At 64.1% G+C, this 15860-nt stretch carries 16 protein-coding genes; 12 read left to right on the top strand and 4 right to left on the bottom strand.

Features of this window, described 5'->3' with window-relative positions; genetic code table 11:
• The first annotated feature begins 68 nt into the window (after window positions 1–68).
• The 3 genes from G4D79_RS24815 to G4D79_RS24805 are packed head-to-tail and all read left to right on the top strand — an operon-like array spanning window position 69 to window position 1797.
• Window positions 69–374 (top strand): hypothetical protein, encoded by a 306-nt coding sequence (locus G4D79_RS24815; RefSeq protein WP_214514498.1) that lies wholly within the window; start codon window positions 69–71, stop codon window positions 372–374.
• Entirely contained in the window at window positions 371–1516 is a 1146-nt protein-coding gene (locus G4D79_RS24810) for a hypothetical protein (protein ID WP_214514497.1), read from the top strand. Before G4D79_RS24815 ends, G4D79_RS24810 begins: the two co-directional genes overlap by 4 nt.
• Window positions 1513–1797 (top strand): hypothetical protein, encoded by a 285-nt coding sequence (locus G4D79_RS24805; RefSeq protein ID WP_214514496.1) that lies wholly within the window; start codon window positions 1513–1515, stop codon window positions 1795–1797. The genes G4D79_RS24810 and G4D79_RS24805 overlap by 4 nt, the downstream gene beginning before the upstream one ends.
• On the opposite strand, the gene G4D79_RS24800 is transcribed toward G4D79_RS24805, so the two are convergent.
• Window positions 1758–2597, bottom strand: coding sequence for a dienelactone hydrolase family protein (locus tag G4D79_RS24800; RefSeq protein WP_003941000.1), 840 nt, complete (start codon window positions 2595–2597; stop codon window positions 1758–1760). The two genes, G4D79_RS24805 and G4D79_RS24800, sit on opposite strands and share 40 nt — an antisense overlap.
• A gap of 112 nt (window positions 2598–2709) precedes the next feature.
• Here G4D79_RS24800 and glmS point away from each other — a divergent pair, with 112 nt between their 5' ends.
• A complete protein-coding gene (glmS, locus tag G4D79_RS24795) occupies window positions 2710–4572 on the top strand; it encodes a glutamine--fructose-6-phosphate transaminase (isomerizing) (protein WP_003940837.1) in 1863 nt (620 codons plus the stop codon).
• A gap of 53 nt (window positions 4573–4625) precedes the next feature.
• Here glmS and G4D79_RS24790 read toward each other — a convergent pair whose 3' ends face one another.
• Entirely contained in the window at window positions 4626–4997 is a 372-nt protein-coding gene (locus G4D79_RS24790) for a plastocyanin/azurin family copper-binding protein (protein ID WP_003940908.1), read from the bottom strand.
• Window positions 4998–5035: 38 nt separating this feature from the next.
• On the opposite strand from G4D79_RS24790, the gene G4D79_RS24785 reads away from it, so the two are divergent.
• The 7 genes from G4D79_RS24785 (at window position 5036) to tsaD (ending at window position 11587) form a co-directional block, all read left to right on the top strand.
• Window positions 5036–6469: an NAD(P)H-hydrate dehydratase gene (locus G4D79_RS24785; protein ID WP_214514495.1), complete on the top strand. Its 1434-nt coding sequence runs from the start codon at window positions 5036–5038 to the stop codon at window positions 6467–6469.
• 55 nt (window positions 6470–6524) lie between these two features.
• On the top strand, window positions 6525–7727 hold the full coding sequence (gene alr, locus G4D79_RS24780) for an alanine racemase (protein ID WP_007728606.1): 1203 nt from the start codon (window positions 6525–6527) through the stop codon (window positions 7725–7727).
• A complete protein-coding gene (locus G4D79_RS24775; RefSeq protein ID WP_214514494.1) occupies window positions 7724–8776 on the top strand; it encodes an alpha/beta fold hydrolase in 1053 nt (350 codons plus the stop codon). The genes alr and G4D79_RS24775 overlap by 4 nt, the downstream gene beginning before the upstream one ends.
• On the top strand, window positions 8766–9257 hold the full coding sequence (gene tsaE / locus G4D79_RS24770; protein ID WP_003940673.1) for a tRNA (adenosine(37)-N6)-threonylcarbamoyltransferase complex ATPase subunit type 1 TsaE: 492 nt from the start codon (window positions 8766–8768) through the stop codon (window positions 9255–9257). Before G4D79_RS24775 ends, tsaE begins: the two co-directional genes overlap by 11 nt.
• A gap of 107 nt (window positions 9258–9364) precedes the next feature.
• The gene (gene tsaB / locus G4D79_RS24765; protein WP_214514493.1) at window positions 9365–10048 is read left to right on the top strand and encodes a tRNA (adenosine(37)-N6)-threonylcarbamoyltransferase complex dimerization subunit type 1 TsaB; all 684 of its coding nucleotides are present in this window, start codon (window positions 9365–9367) and stop codon (window positions 10046–10048) included.
• A gap of 10 nt (window positions 10049–10058) precedes the next feature.
• Entirely contained in the window at window positions 10059–10553 is a 495-nt protein-coding gene (gene rimI, locus G4D79_RS24760; RefSeq protein ID WP_003940971.1) for a ribosomal protein S18-alanine N-acetyltransferase, read from the top strand.
• Window positions 10550–11587 carry a tRNA (adenosine(37)-N6)-threonylcarbamoyltransferase complex transferase subunit TsaD gene (gene tsaD, locus G4D79_RS24755; RefSeq protein WP_054827677.1) on the top strand — a complete coding sequence of 346 codons (1038 nt, stop codon included), beginning with the start codon at window positions 10550–10552 and terminating at the stop codon, window positions 11585–11587. Before rimI ends, tsaD begins: the two co-directional genes overlap by 4 nt.
• Before the next feature lie 18 nt (window positions 11588–11605).
• On the opposite strand, the gene G4D79_RS24750 is transcribed toward tsaD, so the two are convergent.
• Window positions 11606–13195, bottom strand: coding sequence for an Hsp70 family protein (locus G4D79_RS24750; RefSeq protein ID WP_042449735.1), 1590 nt, complete (start codon window positions 13193–13195; stop codon window positions 11606–11608).
• A 161-nt stretch (window positions 13196–13356) separates the two neighbouring features.
• Between G4D79_RS24750 and G4D79_RS24745 the strand changes: the two genes are divergently transcribed.
• Window positions 13357–13917 carry a potassium channel family protein gene (locus tag G4D79_RS24745; protein WP_054782245.1) on the top strand — a complete coding sequence of 187 codons (561 nt, stop codon included), beginning with the start codon at window positions 13357–13359 and terminating at the stop codon, window positions 13915–13917.
• Between the two features lie 19 nt (window positions 13918–13936).
• Here the strand turns inward: G4D79_RS24745 and G4D79_RS24740 are convergent, their stop codons facing one another.
• Window positions 13937–15652: a TIGR03767 family metallophosphoesterase gene (locus tag G4D79_RS24740; protein WP_050656359.1), complete on the bottom strand. Its 1716-nt coding sequence runs from the start codon at window positions 15650–15652 to the stop codon at window positions 13937–13939.
• Window positions 15653–15860 lie beyond the last annotated feature (208 nt).

The following is a 15860-nucleotide window of genomic DNA, read 5'->3' as shown; positions in this document are numbered from 1 at the left end:
CCTGCTGCGTCCAAGGAGTCAAAGGCCGCTCGACGTTCGAGTGGTTCCGTTGAAACTTGGGAGCGCTCGTGGATGTCGACCGCGCTGGAACAGATGAATTGGCGCGCCATGCGGTGTCGGTGGCCCAGGCTCTGCGCGATTCTGCCGAGCCGATCAGGCGTTTGCGATTCAGCGGTGCCGTTTCGGGCCGTGATTACGCCGAGCATGGAGCCGCGTTGGCGTCGGCATTGGCGGTCCTGAATTCTCGCTTGACTGGCCGTGCGGATCTTCTCGATGCGTTGGCGCGTCGGCTTTCCTCTTCGGCTGAGGTGATCGCTGAGGTGGACGGTCAGAGTGCGCAGCGATTGCGAGACTCCAGCGGGTCGGTCTCATGAGACCGACGAGCGGTACCGCACAGGCAGTACCAAACAGCTACTATTGCGTCGAAGATATTCTTGCACTGCGTGATTCACGCGTGCGTCCCGACGAAATCCTGGATGCTGGTGCGAGGGGACTACAGTTCTTCGATCGATTTCACGACCTGGCCTCTCGGTTGGGCTTCGAAGAACGGATGCTTTCGTCCTACGAGGATGCGTATCGCGCAGAGGCCGGTATCGATTTCGAGGCACTAATGCGAGATGCGTCGGACATGGCCGCAGCGGTGGACGGTTCGGTCGCCGAGATCGCGATGCTGACGACCCTGGCGGAGAATCTTCCTTCAGTGTGGAATGTTTCCGGCGTGGGTGCGGTCGTAGATCAGGCCTTCGCGGCGCGGCGTGAAGCTCGGTCCGATGCGGATTCGGCGCCACTGTTGATCACGCTGGCCGACGAGTTCGCGCGGACGGTTCGAACGGCTTTGGCAGACAAGGCTTTCAAGGTGGCAAGCCTCGACCGGGCGACAATCGGCGGTCTGGGTGCGGGGGAGATCGACCAGCTGACTCACGTCGCTTCCACCGGTCGTGGTGCGGCGCCATGGCTGGACACGGTTTTTCCTTCGGCGTATCTCGATACTCGCGATGAATTCGACAGGGCGTGTGCGGAGTGCGCGAGCGCGGTTGGTCATGCTTTTGACGCCGCGACCCAGTGGGTGACAGACGCGTTCACGTCAACCTTTCCGATCGCCGAGCCGAGTGCATCAGGTGTCGCCGCCGCTCCTGTCTCTTTCTCGATCGGCGGCAACACTTGGGGCTTCTCGATTGCGTCCGACGGTCGTGGGGTGAATCTGGATGTTGCAGGTGCTGACGGGAACTCTGTGTCGGCCACCCTGGAGTTGAGCGAAAATGGTTGGCCGAGAATAGTGCTCGATGCCGATCCGGAGATGTCGCTGCACGAGGCGCGCCCGCAAGAAGCGTCCCAGCCTGCGACACTCCAGCCCGAAACTCCCGACCCTGAGATTCGCGAGCACGAGGTGCCGGTCGAAACCACCGCCGAAGTCTCGCCCGTGCCGGACCCGGAGCCGCCTGTCACAGTCCCTGACGGGTCGATCGTGGTCCCCGGAGAGACGGGCGCTGAGTTGGCCGGAGCTGGTCCGCTGTGAAGTCCGTTCACGCGCCGTTCGAAGCGATCCGTCGAACCCTCGATTCTCAACTCGACGACTTCCGTGAGCGCAGAGTGGCCGCAGCGAGCGCGGAATCGCACCATGAGCCGCCGTCCGAAACGACATCCGCCGAGAATGACACGGATGGGCCGGTCAGGTCCGGCCCGTATCTGCGATCCGCGTCAGAGCCGACGCCGACGCCGCCGTGCTCGCCGCCGGAGTCGGTGGCGAGTACGGACTCCTACTTACGCAACAGCTGGCTGGCCCGCGCGTCGGAGTGAGGTTCGACCGGCAGCAACGGCGCCGTGTGCGGAATCTCGACGTCAGGATCAGCAAAATCCTTGTACTTCTTGTCGCCGGTCAGATGGAACAACAGGAAGCCCGTGAGCAGGCACCGTGTGGCGGCCTGTGTCTTGCGCTCGGATCCACCGAGGCCCAGGGCGCCGAGGAGTCGGCGGCCTTCGATCAGTCCGGCGTCTTGGGCGTCGTTCACGGTACGTGCGATGACAGGACCGCCCCACTCCACGCTCAGCGGCCGGGCATTGCTGGTCAAGGAATCGACGTCGTCTTCGCCGGCGAGGATCAATCCGGGCGCTGTGATCTTCGACGCGTAGTTCTCCGCCTTGGGTGCTGTCGGGGCCGGGAACAGTGCGGCTACCGCACCGACATCCCCGCGCTGCGCTGCGGCCAGTACCGCCGCGCCCGCGCCCATGCCGTGACCGGCAAAGGCGACCCGATCGGGTTGGACGCTGATCTGGCCGGGGCCGAGTCGCACGCCGACGCAGATGTCGAGCGTCGCTCGAAGATCTGCAGCCAATCCGAGATGTGACGGGACCGGACCGCGTTCGCTGTCGGGCGCCGCTGCGACAATTCCCCAGGAAGCGAGGTGCTGGAGTGTCTGCTCGTACTTGTGGGACCCGACCATCCACCCGTGCGCGAAGGCAACGGCGGGGAGATTGAAACCGGTTTCCGGCGTGTACACGACACCCGGCTGTCCGGCCAGGGCGAGGTTGCCGCGGAGAACTCGGTGCGGGCCGCGCTTGGACAGCTCACGGGTCAGTGTCTTCAGTTTCGGTGCCACGGTTGAAGACGTTATCCGATGAGCCGCCTCGTGTATGCGGAGCGGACGCTGCAACCAGGTGCGGGAACCGCAAAATGCGCCCACCGCCGATGTCCAAGTACCCTGAGTCACCATGTGCGGAATCGTGGGATACGTCGGCCACCGCCCAGCTCTGGGCGTTGTGGTGGAGGCTTTGCGACGAATGGAGTATCGCGGGTACGACTCGTCGGGAATCGCGATTCTCGACGGAACCGGTGGGGTCGAGATCGAGCGTAAGGCCGGTAAGTTGGCCAACCTCGAGGCGGAGCTCGGCGAGTACGGTGCGGATCACTTCGTCGGTACGTCCGGTATGGGCCATACCCGTTGGGCGACGCATGGGCGTCCGACGGACCGCAATGCGCACCCGCATCGTGATGCCTCGGGCAAGCTGGCTGTCGTTCACAACGGAATCATCGAGAATTTTGCCCCGCTGCGTGCGGAGCTCGAGGCTGCAGGCGTCGAACTGCAGAGCGACACGGATTCCGAGGTCGCGGTTCACCTCGTCGCCCGGGCGTACGCCCAGGGGCCGACGGCAGGTGATTTCATCGAGAGTGCGCTGTCGGTGGTTCGTCGGTTGGAAGGTGCGTTCACGCTCGTCTTCACGCACGCTGATCATGCGGACACGATTGTCGCCGCGCGCCGCTCGACACCGCTCGTAGTCGGTGTCGGTGAGGGCGAGATGTTCCTCGGCTCCGACGTCGCTGCATTCATCGAGCACACACGCGATGCGGTTGAACTCGGACAGGATCAGGCAGTGGTGATCACTGCCGACAGCTACCGGATCTCCGACTTCGCGGGTAACGAGGCAGAAGGACGCCCGTTCCGCATCGACTGGGATCTCGCGGCCGCCGAAAAGGGTGGTCACGATTACTTCATGCTCAAGGAGATCGAAGAGCAGCCGACCGCTGTCGCCGACACGCTCCTCGGCCACTTCGAGAACGGGAAGATCGTCCTCGACGAGCAGCGGTTGTCCGATCAGGAACTGCGCGACGTCGACAAGGTGTTCGTTGTCGCTTGCGGTAGCGCTTACCACTCCGGTCTGTTGGCGAAGTACGCGATCGAGCATTGGACGCGTCTACCTGTCGAGGTCGAACTCGCCAGCGAATTCCGTTACCGCGACCCGGTTCTCGATCGCTCGACGCTTGTTGTCGCAATCTCGCAGTCGGGGGAAACGGCCGATACGCTCGAGGCTGTCAAGCACGCCAAGGACCAGAAGGCACGCGTCCTGGCGATCTGCAACACCAACGGTGCACAGATCCCGCGTGAAGCCGACGCAGTCCTCTACACCCGGGCAGGACCGGAAATCGCGGTCGCGTCCACCAAGGCGTTCCTGGCGCAGGTGACCGCGAACTACCTCGTCGGTTTGGCTTTGGCGCAGGCTCGCGGAACCAAGTATCCGGACGAGGTCGCCCGCGAGTACGCCGACCTCGAAGCGATGCCCGCATTGGTCAGCAAGGTACTCGAGACGGCAGAACCGGTGCGCGCGTTGGCGCGCCAGTTCGCGCACGCGTCGACCGTGCTGTTCCTGGGGCGTCACGTCGGCTACCCGGTGGCGCTCGAGGGTGCGCTCAAGCTCAAGGAGCTCGCGTACATGCACGCCGAGGGCTTTGCCGCCGGTGAGCTCAAGCACGGCCCGATCGCCTTGATCGAGGAGGACCTTCCGGTCATCATCGTCATGCCGTCGCCGCAGGGCCGCGCTGTCCTGCACTCGAAGTTGGTGTCCAACATTCAGGAGATCAAGGCGCGCGGGGCGACGACTATCGTCATCGCTGAGGAAGGCGACACCGTCGCCGCGGCGCACGCGGATCACCTGATCGAGATTCCGGCGTCACCGACTCTGCTGCAGCCGTTGCTGTCCACGGTTCCGTTGCAGATCTTTGCGGCCGAGGTTGCCGCGGCGCGTGGCTACGACGTCGACAAGCCGCGTAACCTGGCGAAATCGGTTACGGTCGAGTAGCTTTCGCTAGAAAATCGGGCCCCGCAGTCGCAAGACTGTGGGGCCCGAGCGCGTTACGGCGTCTCGACGACGACGGTTCCGCGCATCTCGGGATGCGGTGTGCAGGTGTAGTCGTAGGTTCCGGGTTCGGTGAACGTGTAGGTGTAGGTTCCCGATTTCTTGAGCGGACTGCGGAGTTTGCCCTTGGCGTCCCCGAGGCCGTTGACGTCGTGGGCCATTCCGTTGTCGTCGAACACCCACGTGACCGTCTCGCCGACATTCACGGTGATGGACGCGGGGGAGTACGCCATCCCGGAGATGGTCACCACGGGTCCGCTGGCCGTCGTTTCCGGAGCCGGTGGTGTGGAGTCGGTGCCGGAACTGCACCCGACCAGACCGAGAGCGAGCACGAGACCCGCGATTGCCGGGCGAAGACGTGATTTCATGGTTTCGAGGGTAGCGACGGCAACTGAAGGGTTCCGACATGCGTGGGTACTACACAGCCGATCAGGTGCGAGCAGCTGAGGCGCCGCTGCTCGACAAGCTGCCCGACGGGGTGCTGATGCGTCGAGCGGCGTACGGTCTTGCGCGAGTAGTCGCGGACGAATTGCGTTCCCGTACAGGGTCGGTCGCGCATCGGTCGGTGACGCTGCTGGTCGGTACGGGCGACAACGGCGGTGATGCCCTGTGGGCCGGTGCGTTGCTCCGCAAACGAGGTGTGAGCGTGCGGGCCGTGTTGCTCGATCCGGCGCGCGCTCATCGGGCGGGCCTCGATGCTCTCTTGACGGCCGGCGGCCGAGTCGCCGCCGAAGTCGGGTCGCCGGATCTGGTGATCGACGGCATCGTCGGGATTTCCGGGCACGGCGGTCTACGGCCTGACGCGGCCGATCTCGTCGGCCAGGTGGATGCACCGATCGTGGCGGTCGATCTTCCGAGCGGCGTCGACGCGAACACCGGCGCTGTGGGCGGCCCGTCGGTGACCGCTGATGTGACGGTCACATTCGGTGCGCTGAAGCCGGTACACGTACTCGCGGCTCCGCTGTGTGGTCGTGTCGAACTCGTGGACATCGGATTGAGCGTCGGCGAACCCGACTTCGGTTCACTCGATCCGGCGGAGGTCGGTGCGCTGTGGCCGGTGCCCGGTCCGGAGGACGACAAGTATTCGCAGGGTGTGGTGGGCATCGTTGCGGGAAGTGAGCAGTATCCCGGCGCGGGCGTGCTCTGTACCGGTGCCGCGGTGACCGCGACCGCCGGCCTGGTCCGCTACGCCGGGCACGGCGCCACCGAGGTGCTCGCCCGGTTCCCGGAGGTGATTGCGAGTGAGACCTTCCAAGCCGCCGGGCGAGTTCAGGCGTGGGTGGTCGGCCCCGGTATGGGTACCGACGACGACGCCGCGCGACTTCTGGCGTCGGTGCTGGCTACTGATGTACCCGTTGTTGTCGATGCGGACGGACTTACCCTCCTCGCTCAGCGTCCCGAACTTGTCGCAGCCCGGACCGCGCCGACACTGTTGACGCCCCACGCCGGCGAGTTCGCTCGATTCACAACTCTTGGCGACGACAGGATCGCGGCCACGCGTGCTCTTGCCGCACGCCTCGGAGTCACGGTCCTGCTGAAGGGCCATACGACGGTGATCTCGGATCCCGGCGGTGAGGTGCTGGTCAACGACGCCGGCGGCTCCTGGGCATCGACGGCAGGTTCGGGTGACATCCTCTCCGGTGTGATCGGTGCGTTGCTGGCGGCGGGTCTGAGCCCTCTCGAAGCCGGGGCCGTCGGGGCGCGGGCTCACGCCTTGGCTGCGAACATCGCCGCTGCCGGCGGTCAGAGCGATGTCGCCGGAGCACCGATTTCGGCTTCACCCCTGCTGGGAGGTCTGCGGGAATCAGTGCGTGTGCTTCGCTCTTTTGCCCTCGATTGAGGGTGTTCAAACCCGAACACGTGTCCGATTCTGCGTGGGTGGCAGGATTGTCGCCATGACGCTTGCCCAGGGAAGAGCACCGAAGGAGCCTGCGGAGGGGAAGGCGAGCCGACTCGACGACGCAGTAGGGCCGCAGACGGAGGCAGTCGTCGATCTGGACGCGATCGCGCACAACGTGCGTGTTCTGCGTGAATTTGCCGGGGATGCAGCGTTGATGGCGGTCATCAAGGCGGACGGATACAACCACGGCGCAGTTGCGGTGGCGCGGACGGCGCTCTCGGCGGGAGCCCGGGAACTCGGCGTCACCACCATCGCGGAGGCACTGGTCCTTCGCGAGGCAGGCATCACCGCTCCCGTTCTTGCCTGGCTGCACGGCGTCGACGCCGATTTCGCCTCGGCGATCCGATCGGACGTCGAGATCGGCGTGTCCTCCCCGCGACACCTGGCCGCTGTCGTCGACGCGGCACGGGTTCTGGGACAAAAGGCGATGGTGACGCTCAAGGTGGACACCGGTCTCAATCGCAACGGCGTATCGAGAACCGAGTGGCCGCAGATGCTCGACGACCTCGCCACTGCGCGGGACGAGGGCACGATCAGGCTGCGCGGAGTGTTCTCTCACCTCGCGCACTCGGACGAACCGCATCACGACGTCATCGACATGCAGAAGCAGCGTTTGATCGACGCGGTTGCCGACGTCCGCGCTCGCGGATTCGACCCCGAAGTCGTTCATCTTTCCAACTCCGCTGCTACAGTCACCCGTCCTGACCTGCGGTTTGACATGGTTCGGCCGGGAATCGCGATATATGGATTGTCTCCGGTGCCCGAACTCGGAGATTTCGGTTTACGACCGGCGATGACGCTGCGAGCGAAGGTGATTCTGGTGAAGAAGGTAGCCGCCGGAGAGGGCGTCTCCTACGGGCATCAGTGGGTCGCACCGCACGACACCACTCTTGCGCTGCTTCCCGTCGGCTACGCCGACGGTTTGTCTCGCTCACTGAGTGGCAAGTTCGAAGTGCAGTTGGGCGGTAAGCGTCGCCAGGCTGTCGGGCGAATCTGCATGGACCAGGTATTGGTGGACCTGGGTCCGGACGGTGACGGAGTTCGCGAAGGCGACACCGCGATCTTCTTCGGCAACGGCGATCACGGCGAACCCAACGCGCAGGCCTGGGCCGACGTACTCGACACCATTCACTACGAGGTCGTGACCGGGATACGTGGACGCACTGTGCGTACGTACATCGGGGGAGAGACGTCATGAAGACTGCAGGAAAGATGAGCATTCTCGGTGGCCTGCTCAGCGCCGTGGCGCTCGGCTCGATGGCCGGCGTGAACGCATTCAAGACCGCGACGCGTCCGGGCCGGGAAATCTACGCGGACGAGGACTTCGACCTCATGACGCGCGACCGCAAGAGCACGGTGCGCACCGAGGACGGTGTCGAGCTGGCAGTTCGCGAAGTGGGACCGGACGACGCTCCGCTGACAGTCGTTTTCGTGCACGGATACTGCCTGAGTGCGCTGTCCTGGCATTTCCAGCGCCGCCAGCTCGAAGAGCGATGGGGCAACAAGGTTCGCATGGTGTTCTACGACCAGCGCGGACACGGAGACTCGGGCATGCCGCGTTCGAAGAGTTGTACGGTTTCTCAGCTCGGCCGCGACCTCGCGACCGTCGTCGAGGCCAAGGTACCCAAGGGACCGATAGTTCTGGTCGGTCACTCGATGGGCGGCATGACGGTACTCGCGCTCGCCGGTCAGCGACCCGAATGGTTCGAGGGCCGAGTCATCGGCGTGGGGCTGGTCGCGACGACGGCGGCAGGCCTGGCGGAGACCGGCCTGACCCGCAATCTGCAGAATCCGATCATCGACGGATTCCGGTTGGCAGTGCGCACCTCACCAGGAGTAGTTCAGCATGCCCGGGGCGCTGCGCGAGTATTGATCACGCCGATCCTGCGTGCGGCCTCGTACGGCACCGATGTCAGCCCACGGCTGCATGAACTCTCGGACGGCATGCTCGACCGGACCTCGGTTGTGACCATCGTCAATTTCCTGCGGACGTTGGAACTGCACGACGAGTCCGCTTCTCTCGCGGTCCTCGCGCACACACCGGCAGTCGTGATCTGCGGCGATCAAGACATGATGATTCCGTTCATCAGCTCCAAGCGTCTCGCCGCCGATCTCCCCGAATCCGAACTCGTGCGAGTTCACGGGGCCGGCCATCTGGTGCAGCTCGAGTTCCCGGCGATCGTGACGGACGCAATCGACAAGTTGGTGCAGCGAGCGCAGGTAGAAGAGCGGTCCGATGTCGGCTGAGAACTCCACGGGACTTCCCGTGTCCGGACAGATCACGTTGGAAACGGCCGAGGATACCGAGGCTTTCGGCCGACGCTTGGCGGCGGGACTTGTTGCCGGCGACCTGGTGGTGCTGGACGGTCCACTCGGGGCAGGCAAGACCGCGTTGACGCGCGGAATCGGCGCCGGGCTCGGGGTGCAGGGCCGGGTGACGTCCCCGACGTTCGTCATCGCTCGTGAGCATCGTCCGGGCACCCGCCCTGGCGGCGGAGTTCCCGTCGGCATGATCCACGTCGACGCATACCGGCTGGGAGACAGCGGACCGCATGCGCTCGACGAACTCGATGCCCTCGACCTCGACACCGACCTCACCGATGCAGTGGTGGTGGTCGAATGGGGTGGTGACGTCGTGGAAAGGCTCGTCGAACGGCACCTGCGAGTGCAGCTTCATCGGGAACCCGAATCGGATGTGCGGACTGCGAGTTGGTCCTGGACGTCGTGAAAGGGAGTTTGGTGTCACAGACGTCGTGAAACGGCGTTTCGTGTCACAGACGTCGTGACCCTCCCGGGCCGGAAGTAGTTCTTCACGTGCGGGTACCCTGAGAAATCGTGCTTGTTCTCGCAATTGACACCTCCACTCCGGCAGTCACTGCCGGAGTCGTCTCCCTGTCGGCTTCGTCACCGGACCCAGTGTCACCGGACGCAGTGTCACCGGACACAGTGGAGACGCTTGCCGTGCGTGTCACGGTCAATCCTCGTGCGCACGCCGAGGTCTTGACCCCTCACGTCCTCGAATGCCTCGCCGAGGCAGGACTCACACCGGCCGACTTGAACGCCGTCGTCGTGGGTGTCGGGCCAGGGCCGTACACCGGACTGCGTGTCGGCATGGCGACGGGCGCTGCCTTCGGTGACGCACTCGGTGTTCCCGTGTACGGCGTGTGCAGCCTCGATGCGATCGCGGCTGCGGTACCGACCACACAGAGCCTGCTCGTCGTGACTGACGCGAGGCGTCGCGAGATCTACTGGGCGCGCTATGACGGCGGAGTGCGCGTCGAAGGACCGGCTGTGAATTCCGCCGGCGACGTCGATCCTTCGCCTTCGACGCTGATTGCCGGATCCGCTTCGCACGTGGACTTCTTCGATCTACCCGTCGACCCGGCGGAGACACCTTCACCGGCCGGGTTGGTGACAGTCGCTGCTCGCGAGATCCTGGCCGGTTCGGTTCCGGCCCCGCTGGAGCCGCTGTACCTCCGACGCCCGGACGCGAAGACCCTTGCAGAACGTGGCAAGTGAGACAGAGCAGATGAAGTACAGCATCGAGCCGATGAACGTCGATGACGCCGAACGGTGCGCGGAGTTGGAGCGCGCGTTGTTCGCAGGCGACGGACCCTGGAGCGCACAAGCGTTCGTCTCGGAACTTGCAGGCGCACATAATCATTACTTCGTTGCCCGGGAGCCTGACGGTCACGTCCTCGGCTACGCCGGAGTCGCATTGTTGGGGGCGTCGCCGAACATGGAGGCCGAGGTTCACACCATCGGTACAGATCCCTCGGCTCAGCGACTCGGAATCGGCGGCGCGTTGCTCGATGCGCTTCTGACTCTGGCGGATTCACGGCAGTGCCCGGTGTTCTTGGAAGTGCGCACCGACAACGAACCTGCCATCGCGCTGTACCGGCGCGAAGGATTCGAGATCGTCGGAACACGAAAGAAGTACTACCAGCCCAGTGGGGCAGATGCGTACACGATGAGACGGCCTGCCGTGCTCGGTGTCCGCGAAATTGAGGAGCAGCAAGCATGATCGTCATGGGTGTCGAAAGTTCTTGCGACGAAACAGGTGTCGGTATCGTCCGCTGGAACGGTGACGGAACCTGCGAGCTGTTGGCCGACGAGGTGGCATCGAGCGTGGATCAGCACGCCAGGTACGGGGGAGTGGTTCCCGAAGTGGCCTCGCGGGCTCACCTCGAGGCGATCGTGCCGACGATGCGCCGTGCCCTTGCTGCCGCCGGTATCGAGAAGCCCGACGCGCTGGCCGTCACCATCGGACCCGGCCTGGCCGGCGCGCTGCTGGTCGGTGTAGCCGCAGCGAAAGCCTATGCGGCAGCATGGAACATCCCGTTCTATGCGGTCAATCATCTCGGCGGTCACGTCTCGGTGGACACTCTCGAGCACGGTCCGTTGCCCTCGTGCGTCGCATTGTTGGTCTCCGGCGGTCACACACACCTGCTTCACGTCGAAGATCTGGGCAAGCCCATTGTCGAACTGGGCACGACTGTCGACGACGCCGCCGGTGAGGCCTTCGACAAGGTGGCCAGACTGCTCGGACTCGGCTTTCCCGGTGGACCGGCACTCGATGCTGCTGCGCAAGAGGGAGATCCGAACGCAATCGCCTTCCCTCGCGGCATGACGGGGCCGCGCGATTCGCGGCACGACTTCTCGTTCTCGGGACTCAAGACGTCCGTCGCGCGCTATGTCGAATCGAAAGAGCGCGCAGGCGAGACCTTTTCGATCCCGGACATCGCTGCCTCGTTCCAGGAAGCGGTTGCAGACGTCCTGACGATGAAGGCAGTGCGTGCAGCCAAGGACGTCGGGGTCGACACGTTGGTTCTCGGCGGCGGCGCCACGGCCAATTCGCGTATCCGCTCACTCGCCGAGCAGCGCTGCGCCGAAGCGGGCATCACGTTGCGCATTCCGAAACCTCGACTGTGCACGGACAACGGCGTGATGATCGCATCGTTGGCCGCTCACCTGATCGGAAACGGCGCAGGCCCTTCGGAATTGAGTGTTGCGACGGACCCGGGGCTGTCGGTCTCCGTCAGCCAGTTGATGCACTGAAAATCGGCCGACTGAGAATCAGCCGACCGGGGCCGGTTCCCGATCCGGTGTGGTCGCGGGACCGTTTTCGGGCATCGAGGTATTCGGTTCACCGGGCTTCGTCGTCGGATCACCACCACCAGGGGTAGTGATTTCGGTTTCGGTGGAACCGGATCCAGGAGTCTCCGGCGTCGTCGGGTTCTCGCCGCCGCTCTCACCCGGGCCGAGACCGCCGCCGGGGTTTGCCTCGGTCGGATCGACCGGGGGCGTCGCCTCGGTGTCCGGTAGCGTCGGCCACCACGCCGGTGGATCGGGCAGCGTGATTCCGGGAATGGTCGGCCAATTCGGAGTGGTCGTTGTCGTGGTCGGCGGCGTGGTTGTCGTCGAGGTGTCCGGGATCGGCGCAGGCGGAAGTGTGTACTGATGCGTTGTGTACGAGTGCGTGTCGTAAGGCTGCGAGTCGAACGGGGTGGTGGGATACCCGTACCGAGGATACGTGCTGCCGGCTACCGAAGGCAGAGGATCATGAGACGGAATGATCGTCGATCCGGTGCTCGGTGTCGCTTCGGGGCTCACCGTCGTCGTGGTCGACCCGGTTCCGACGGGCGAGACCGCGGTGTCGTCGGTCGGCACCAATTCCTTTGCGCCGTAACCGAGTACCAGTCCGCCGACCACGAGCGCACCGATCAACGCTCCCGATACCTTGGCGGTGGATCCCGAGCGCTGGTCACTTCCGGAGCCCAGCAGCGGGAAACGAATTGCGGTGATCGAATCTGCCAGGAGTGCAGCACCTTTGGTTGCCGCAGTCTCGGGCTCGACGATCTCGACCATGGGGACGTCGACGGCAGCGGCGACGGCGGACCGCACGGCCGGAATATGTGCGCCACCTCCGATGAGTACAACGGCACCGACGGGCCGCGGTGAGCCCTTCACGACTTCACGGATGAAGGTGACGGCGCGCTCGATATCCGGGGCGATGATGGCCTCGAACTCGTCGCGCGTGATCGCCATCGCGTCGATCGGAAGGTCGACGGTCACCTTGGTGGACGTGGACAGTTGCTCTTTGGCGACATGGCACCGGGCGGCAAGAAGTTCCGCGTCGGTGTACCGGCGCAAGTGCCCTGGCGCCTTCTCCGTCACGAAGTCGACCAATGCCCGGTCGATTCCGGCCCCTGCGAGGGCGTCTATACGGTCGGAGTGCAGAACTTCACCGGTGTGGTCGACGACGGACACCGTCAGACCTTGATCGCCGACGTCCACCTGAGCTGTCGTGTCGTACCGCTCGGTTTTCCCTGTCTCGGCGAGATACGCGTGTACGGCGGCAGGTTCGGGGATTGCACGGACCTGCTTCGGCGAGCGCGAAAGAGATGACCTGATGCTCGCGAGTTGATCGTCCGTGCGATAGCTGACACCGATCGAGCGCGGCGCTTCAGATCCGTCCGTTACCTGCGTCGTCATCAGCTTGATGGATGCTCTGACAAGGTCACCGACGTTGGAATTGGCCTGATCCGCCGAGACGAAGCGAGTCTCGGCAGGCACGGCGCCTGGCGCGTTTGTGCTGGTATCGGTGTCGACGAGTGCTGAATAGACACCGGAAGATCCAGTGGAAATTCCCAGTGAACAACTCATCGCACACCTCCTCACAGTCAATACCGGTCAATGTTCAATCGACCGCCGTTATATGAACGTTACAGAAGGTTCGTGAGGATTGCTCAGTGCTTTTCGTCTCCGTGACGTCCTTTTCGGACCGAAAGGGTGGTTTTACCTGCGAAATTGTCGATCATTGATTCATGCGGAAAAAAGGCGATTCTCCCCACATCGACCGGGAACGACGACGCGCGCTGATCCGTGGTGCAGTGCTTCGGCCCACACTGACGGTGATCGCCTTCGGATGCGCGTATTTCTTTCTGCCGTGGATCGATGTACATACCGCCAGTGCAATCTTCCTCTTGATCGGTGGAGGCGCCGCGGTACTTGCCGTGACCACCTGGCAGGTGTGGCGAATTCTGCGTTCCGATGTGCCATCTCTGCAGGCGGTCGAAGCTGTGGCGGTGGTGATGCCGACGTACTTGTTGTTGGTGTCCATCACCTATTTTTCGGTCGAGCATGCAAGCCCTGGCAGTTTCACCGAACCGCTGTCGCGTATGGCGGCGCTGTACTTTTCGTTGTCCGTCTTCTCGACAGTCGGATTCGGTGACATCGCCGCGCAGACGGACCTTGCCCGGGGGCTCGTGAGCCTTCAGATCGTCTGCAATCTGGTGTTGATCGGATTCGGCGTTCGATTCGTCGTTGCCGCAGTGTCGTGGGCGAAATCGCACCGCTCGCCTTCGAGCGGACCTGAAATCACCTAGGACACTGCGGCAATCGGAGTCATCGTCCGGTGTGGACCAACAATTCGACGTTCTGGTCGACGCCGGTACCCGTCAGCTTCGGGTCGCGGTGGATGTCGTTGAACGACAGTTCGCGGTACAGCGAGGCGAGCCCGGCTGCCGACTTGTCGCTGTAGTCGACGGAATTGGGACTCTCCGCCTCGAAGAGCGTCGCAAGCAACGACACCGTTCCGTCATGGTTGTCCGCGATCTCGATGATGCGTCCGAGTTGCGGGTAGTCGATGTGAGAGGCGGTGTTGATCTCCCAGAAGCCCTGCTCGGGGGTCGCGCCGGGCCACGGGGTGATCTTGTTCTCGTGGGTGTGTCCGTTGACCCAGGCAAGTACGTTCGGGAAACGATGCAGCAAGTCGAGAAGCTGTGAACCGCGCAGGCGTGGCTCGAGGACGTTCTCGGGGTCGGGAATGAGATTGTCCATCGTGTCGCTCGTGTGGTGACTGAACAGCACGAAATACGTGTCACCTCGCGACTCGGTGACGCGAGAGCCCGCGGCGTCGTAGTAGGTGCTGCTGCCGGCGCGCAGGGTGTTCTCGATCCACTGGAACTGAGCGGCGCCCAGCGAACCGTCGACGAGGCCCGCGCGGTTGGTGGAGTCCATGCTGATGCCGACGACGCCCGGTGCGATCTCGAACGAGTAGTAGCCGATACCGGTGTCGCCGGCGTCGGGGGCGAAACCGTGTCCGACGGGGCCGGGACCGGTGTGCGCGGGATCAAGATGTGCGGCGATGAACTGTCGCGGTGTGAACGGCGCGCGCGACGGGTCGGGGGTGACCTGGCGCGGCGGCGTCGTGAAGGCGGACAGGATTCCGGGTATCGCACTGGGATCGAACTTGGTGGCGACGTCGATCTGCTTGGCCTGCTCCGGTGAACCAGGCACCTCGAATTTGAGAGATCCCGTGTACATCGCTTCGAGCGGCGGGATGCCGCTGGGCACCGTGCCGGACACCGAATCGTCGTGGTTGCCGAACACGCAGTACCAAGGGGTGTTCAGGCCGGGGCTCGACACGGGCGTGAAAGCGGCACCGAAGAAATCGGGGATCTCCGGGAATCCGGCCTTCTTGTACATGTCGAGCATCGGTGACTCGGGGTTCCAGTAGAGATCGGCACCCGAGTTCTGTACACCCTCGTAGCGGTCCTTGGCACCGGTATTGGCGACGACGGTTCCGCCGTTGAGTGAGGTGAGGAACCAGTCGAGTTCGGCGAATTCCTTGTTGTCCGTGTTGTCGCCGGTGGTGACGACGGCATCGAAGGGTCGCGACGTGTGCGGGCCACTGCCGATCGAATTGACCCGGCGGACAAGTGAAATCAGCCCGTGCGCCGTCAGGGTCTCCTGGGGGCGGAACGCCGAGCCGGTGATCTGGTGGACGTACTCGAATCGCATGGGGGACTGGGCGTCGACGATGTGGACGTCGGTCAGCTGCACGAGTGAGGCGAGTGCGGTGCGTCGGTCCTCGCGTCCCGACTTCGGCTCGGCCAACTCGCTGCGCACGATGTTCGCCCAACCGGGTCCGGCGGTGAGCTTGGTGTAGCCGCTGCTGCTGACGGGGGTGGACACGGACTCGAGAGTGGTGCCAGGACCTGACGTCGGAATGGTCGACGCGCCTGCATATTGCAGGCCCCACGGCTTGCCAAGGCTGACCGCGCCGACGGCGCCGAGTCCGGCGAAGGTCAGAAAACTACGGCGATTGATGTTCGTCACGAAGTGAACAATAGGTGAACGTGGTGGACGGCTGTCCTGTTTCGCTCTGGACGAAGAGAAAAATGCGCCCAGTCCTTGAGGGTTGGCACTCTCACGTATAGAGTGCCAATTGGCGCTGATCGAGTTCCGGCACCCGCGACGACGGGACTGCAGTGACGCGCCGTAAACGGCATACCCAAACAGCTGTCCGAGGATCGCCTCGGACGCA

The sequence above is a fragment of the Rhodococcus sp. WY5 genome (assembly GCF_018588185.1).
Taxonomy (GTDB): Bacteria; Actinomycetota; Actinomycetes; order Mycobacteriales; family Mycobacteriaceae; genus Rhodococcus_F; species Rhodococcus_F qingshengii.
The sequence above is the reverse complement of the archived record's forward strand: the minus strand, read 5'-3'. Positions and strand labels throughout refer to the sequence as shown.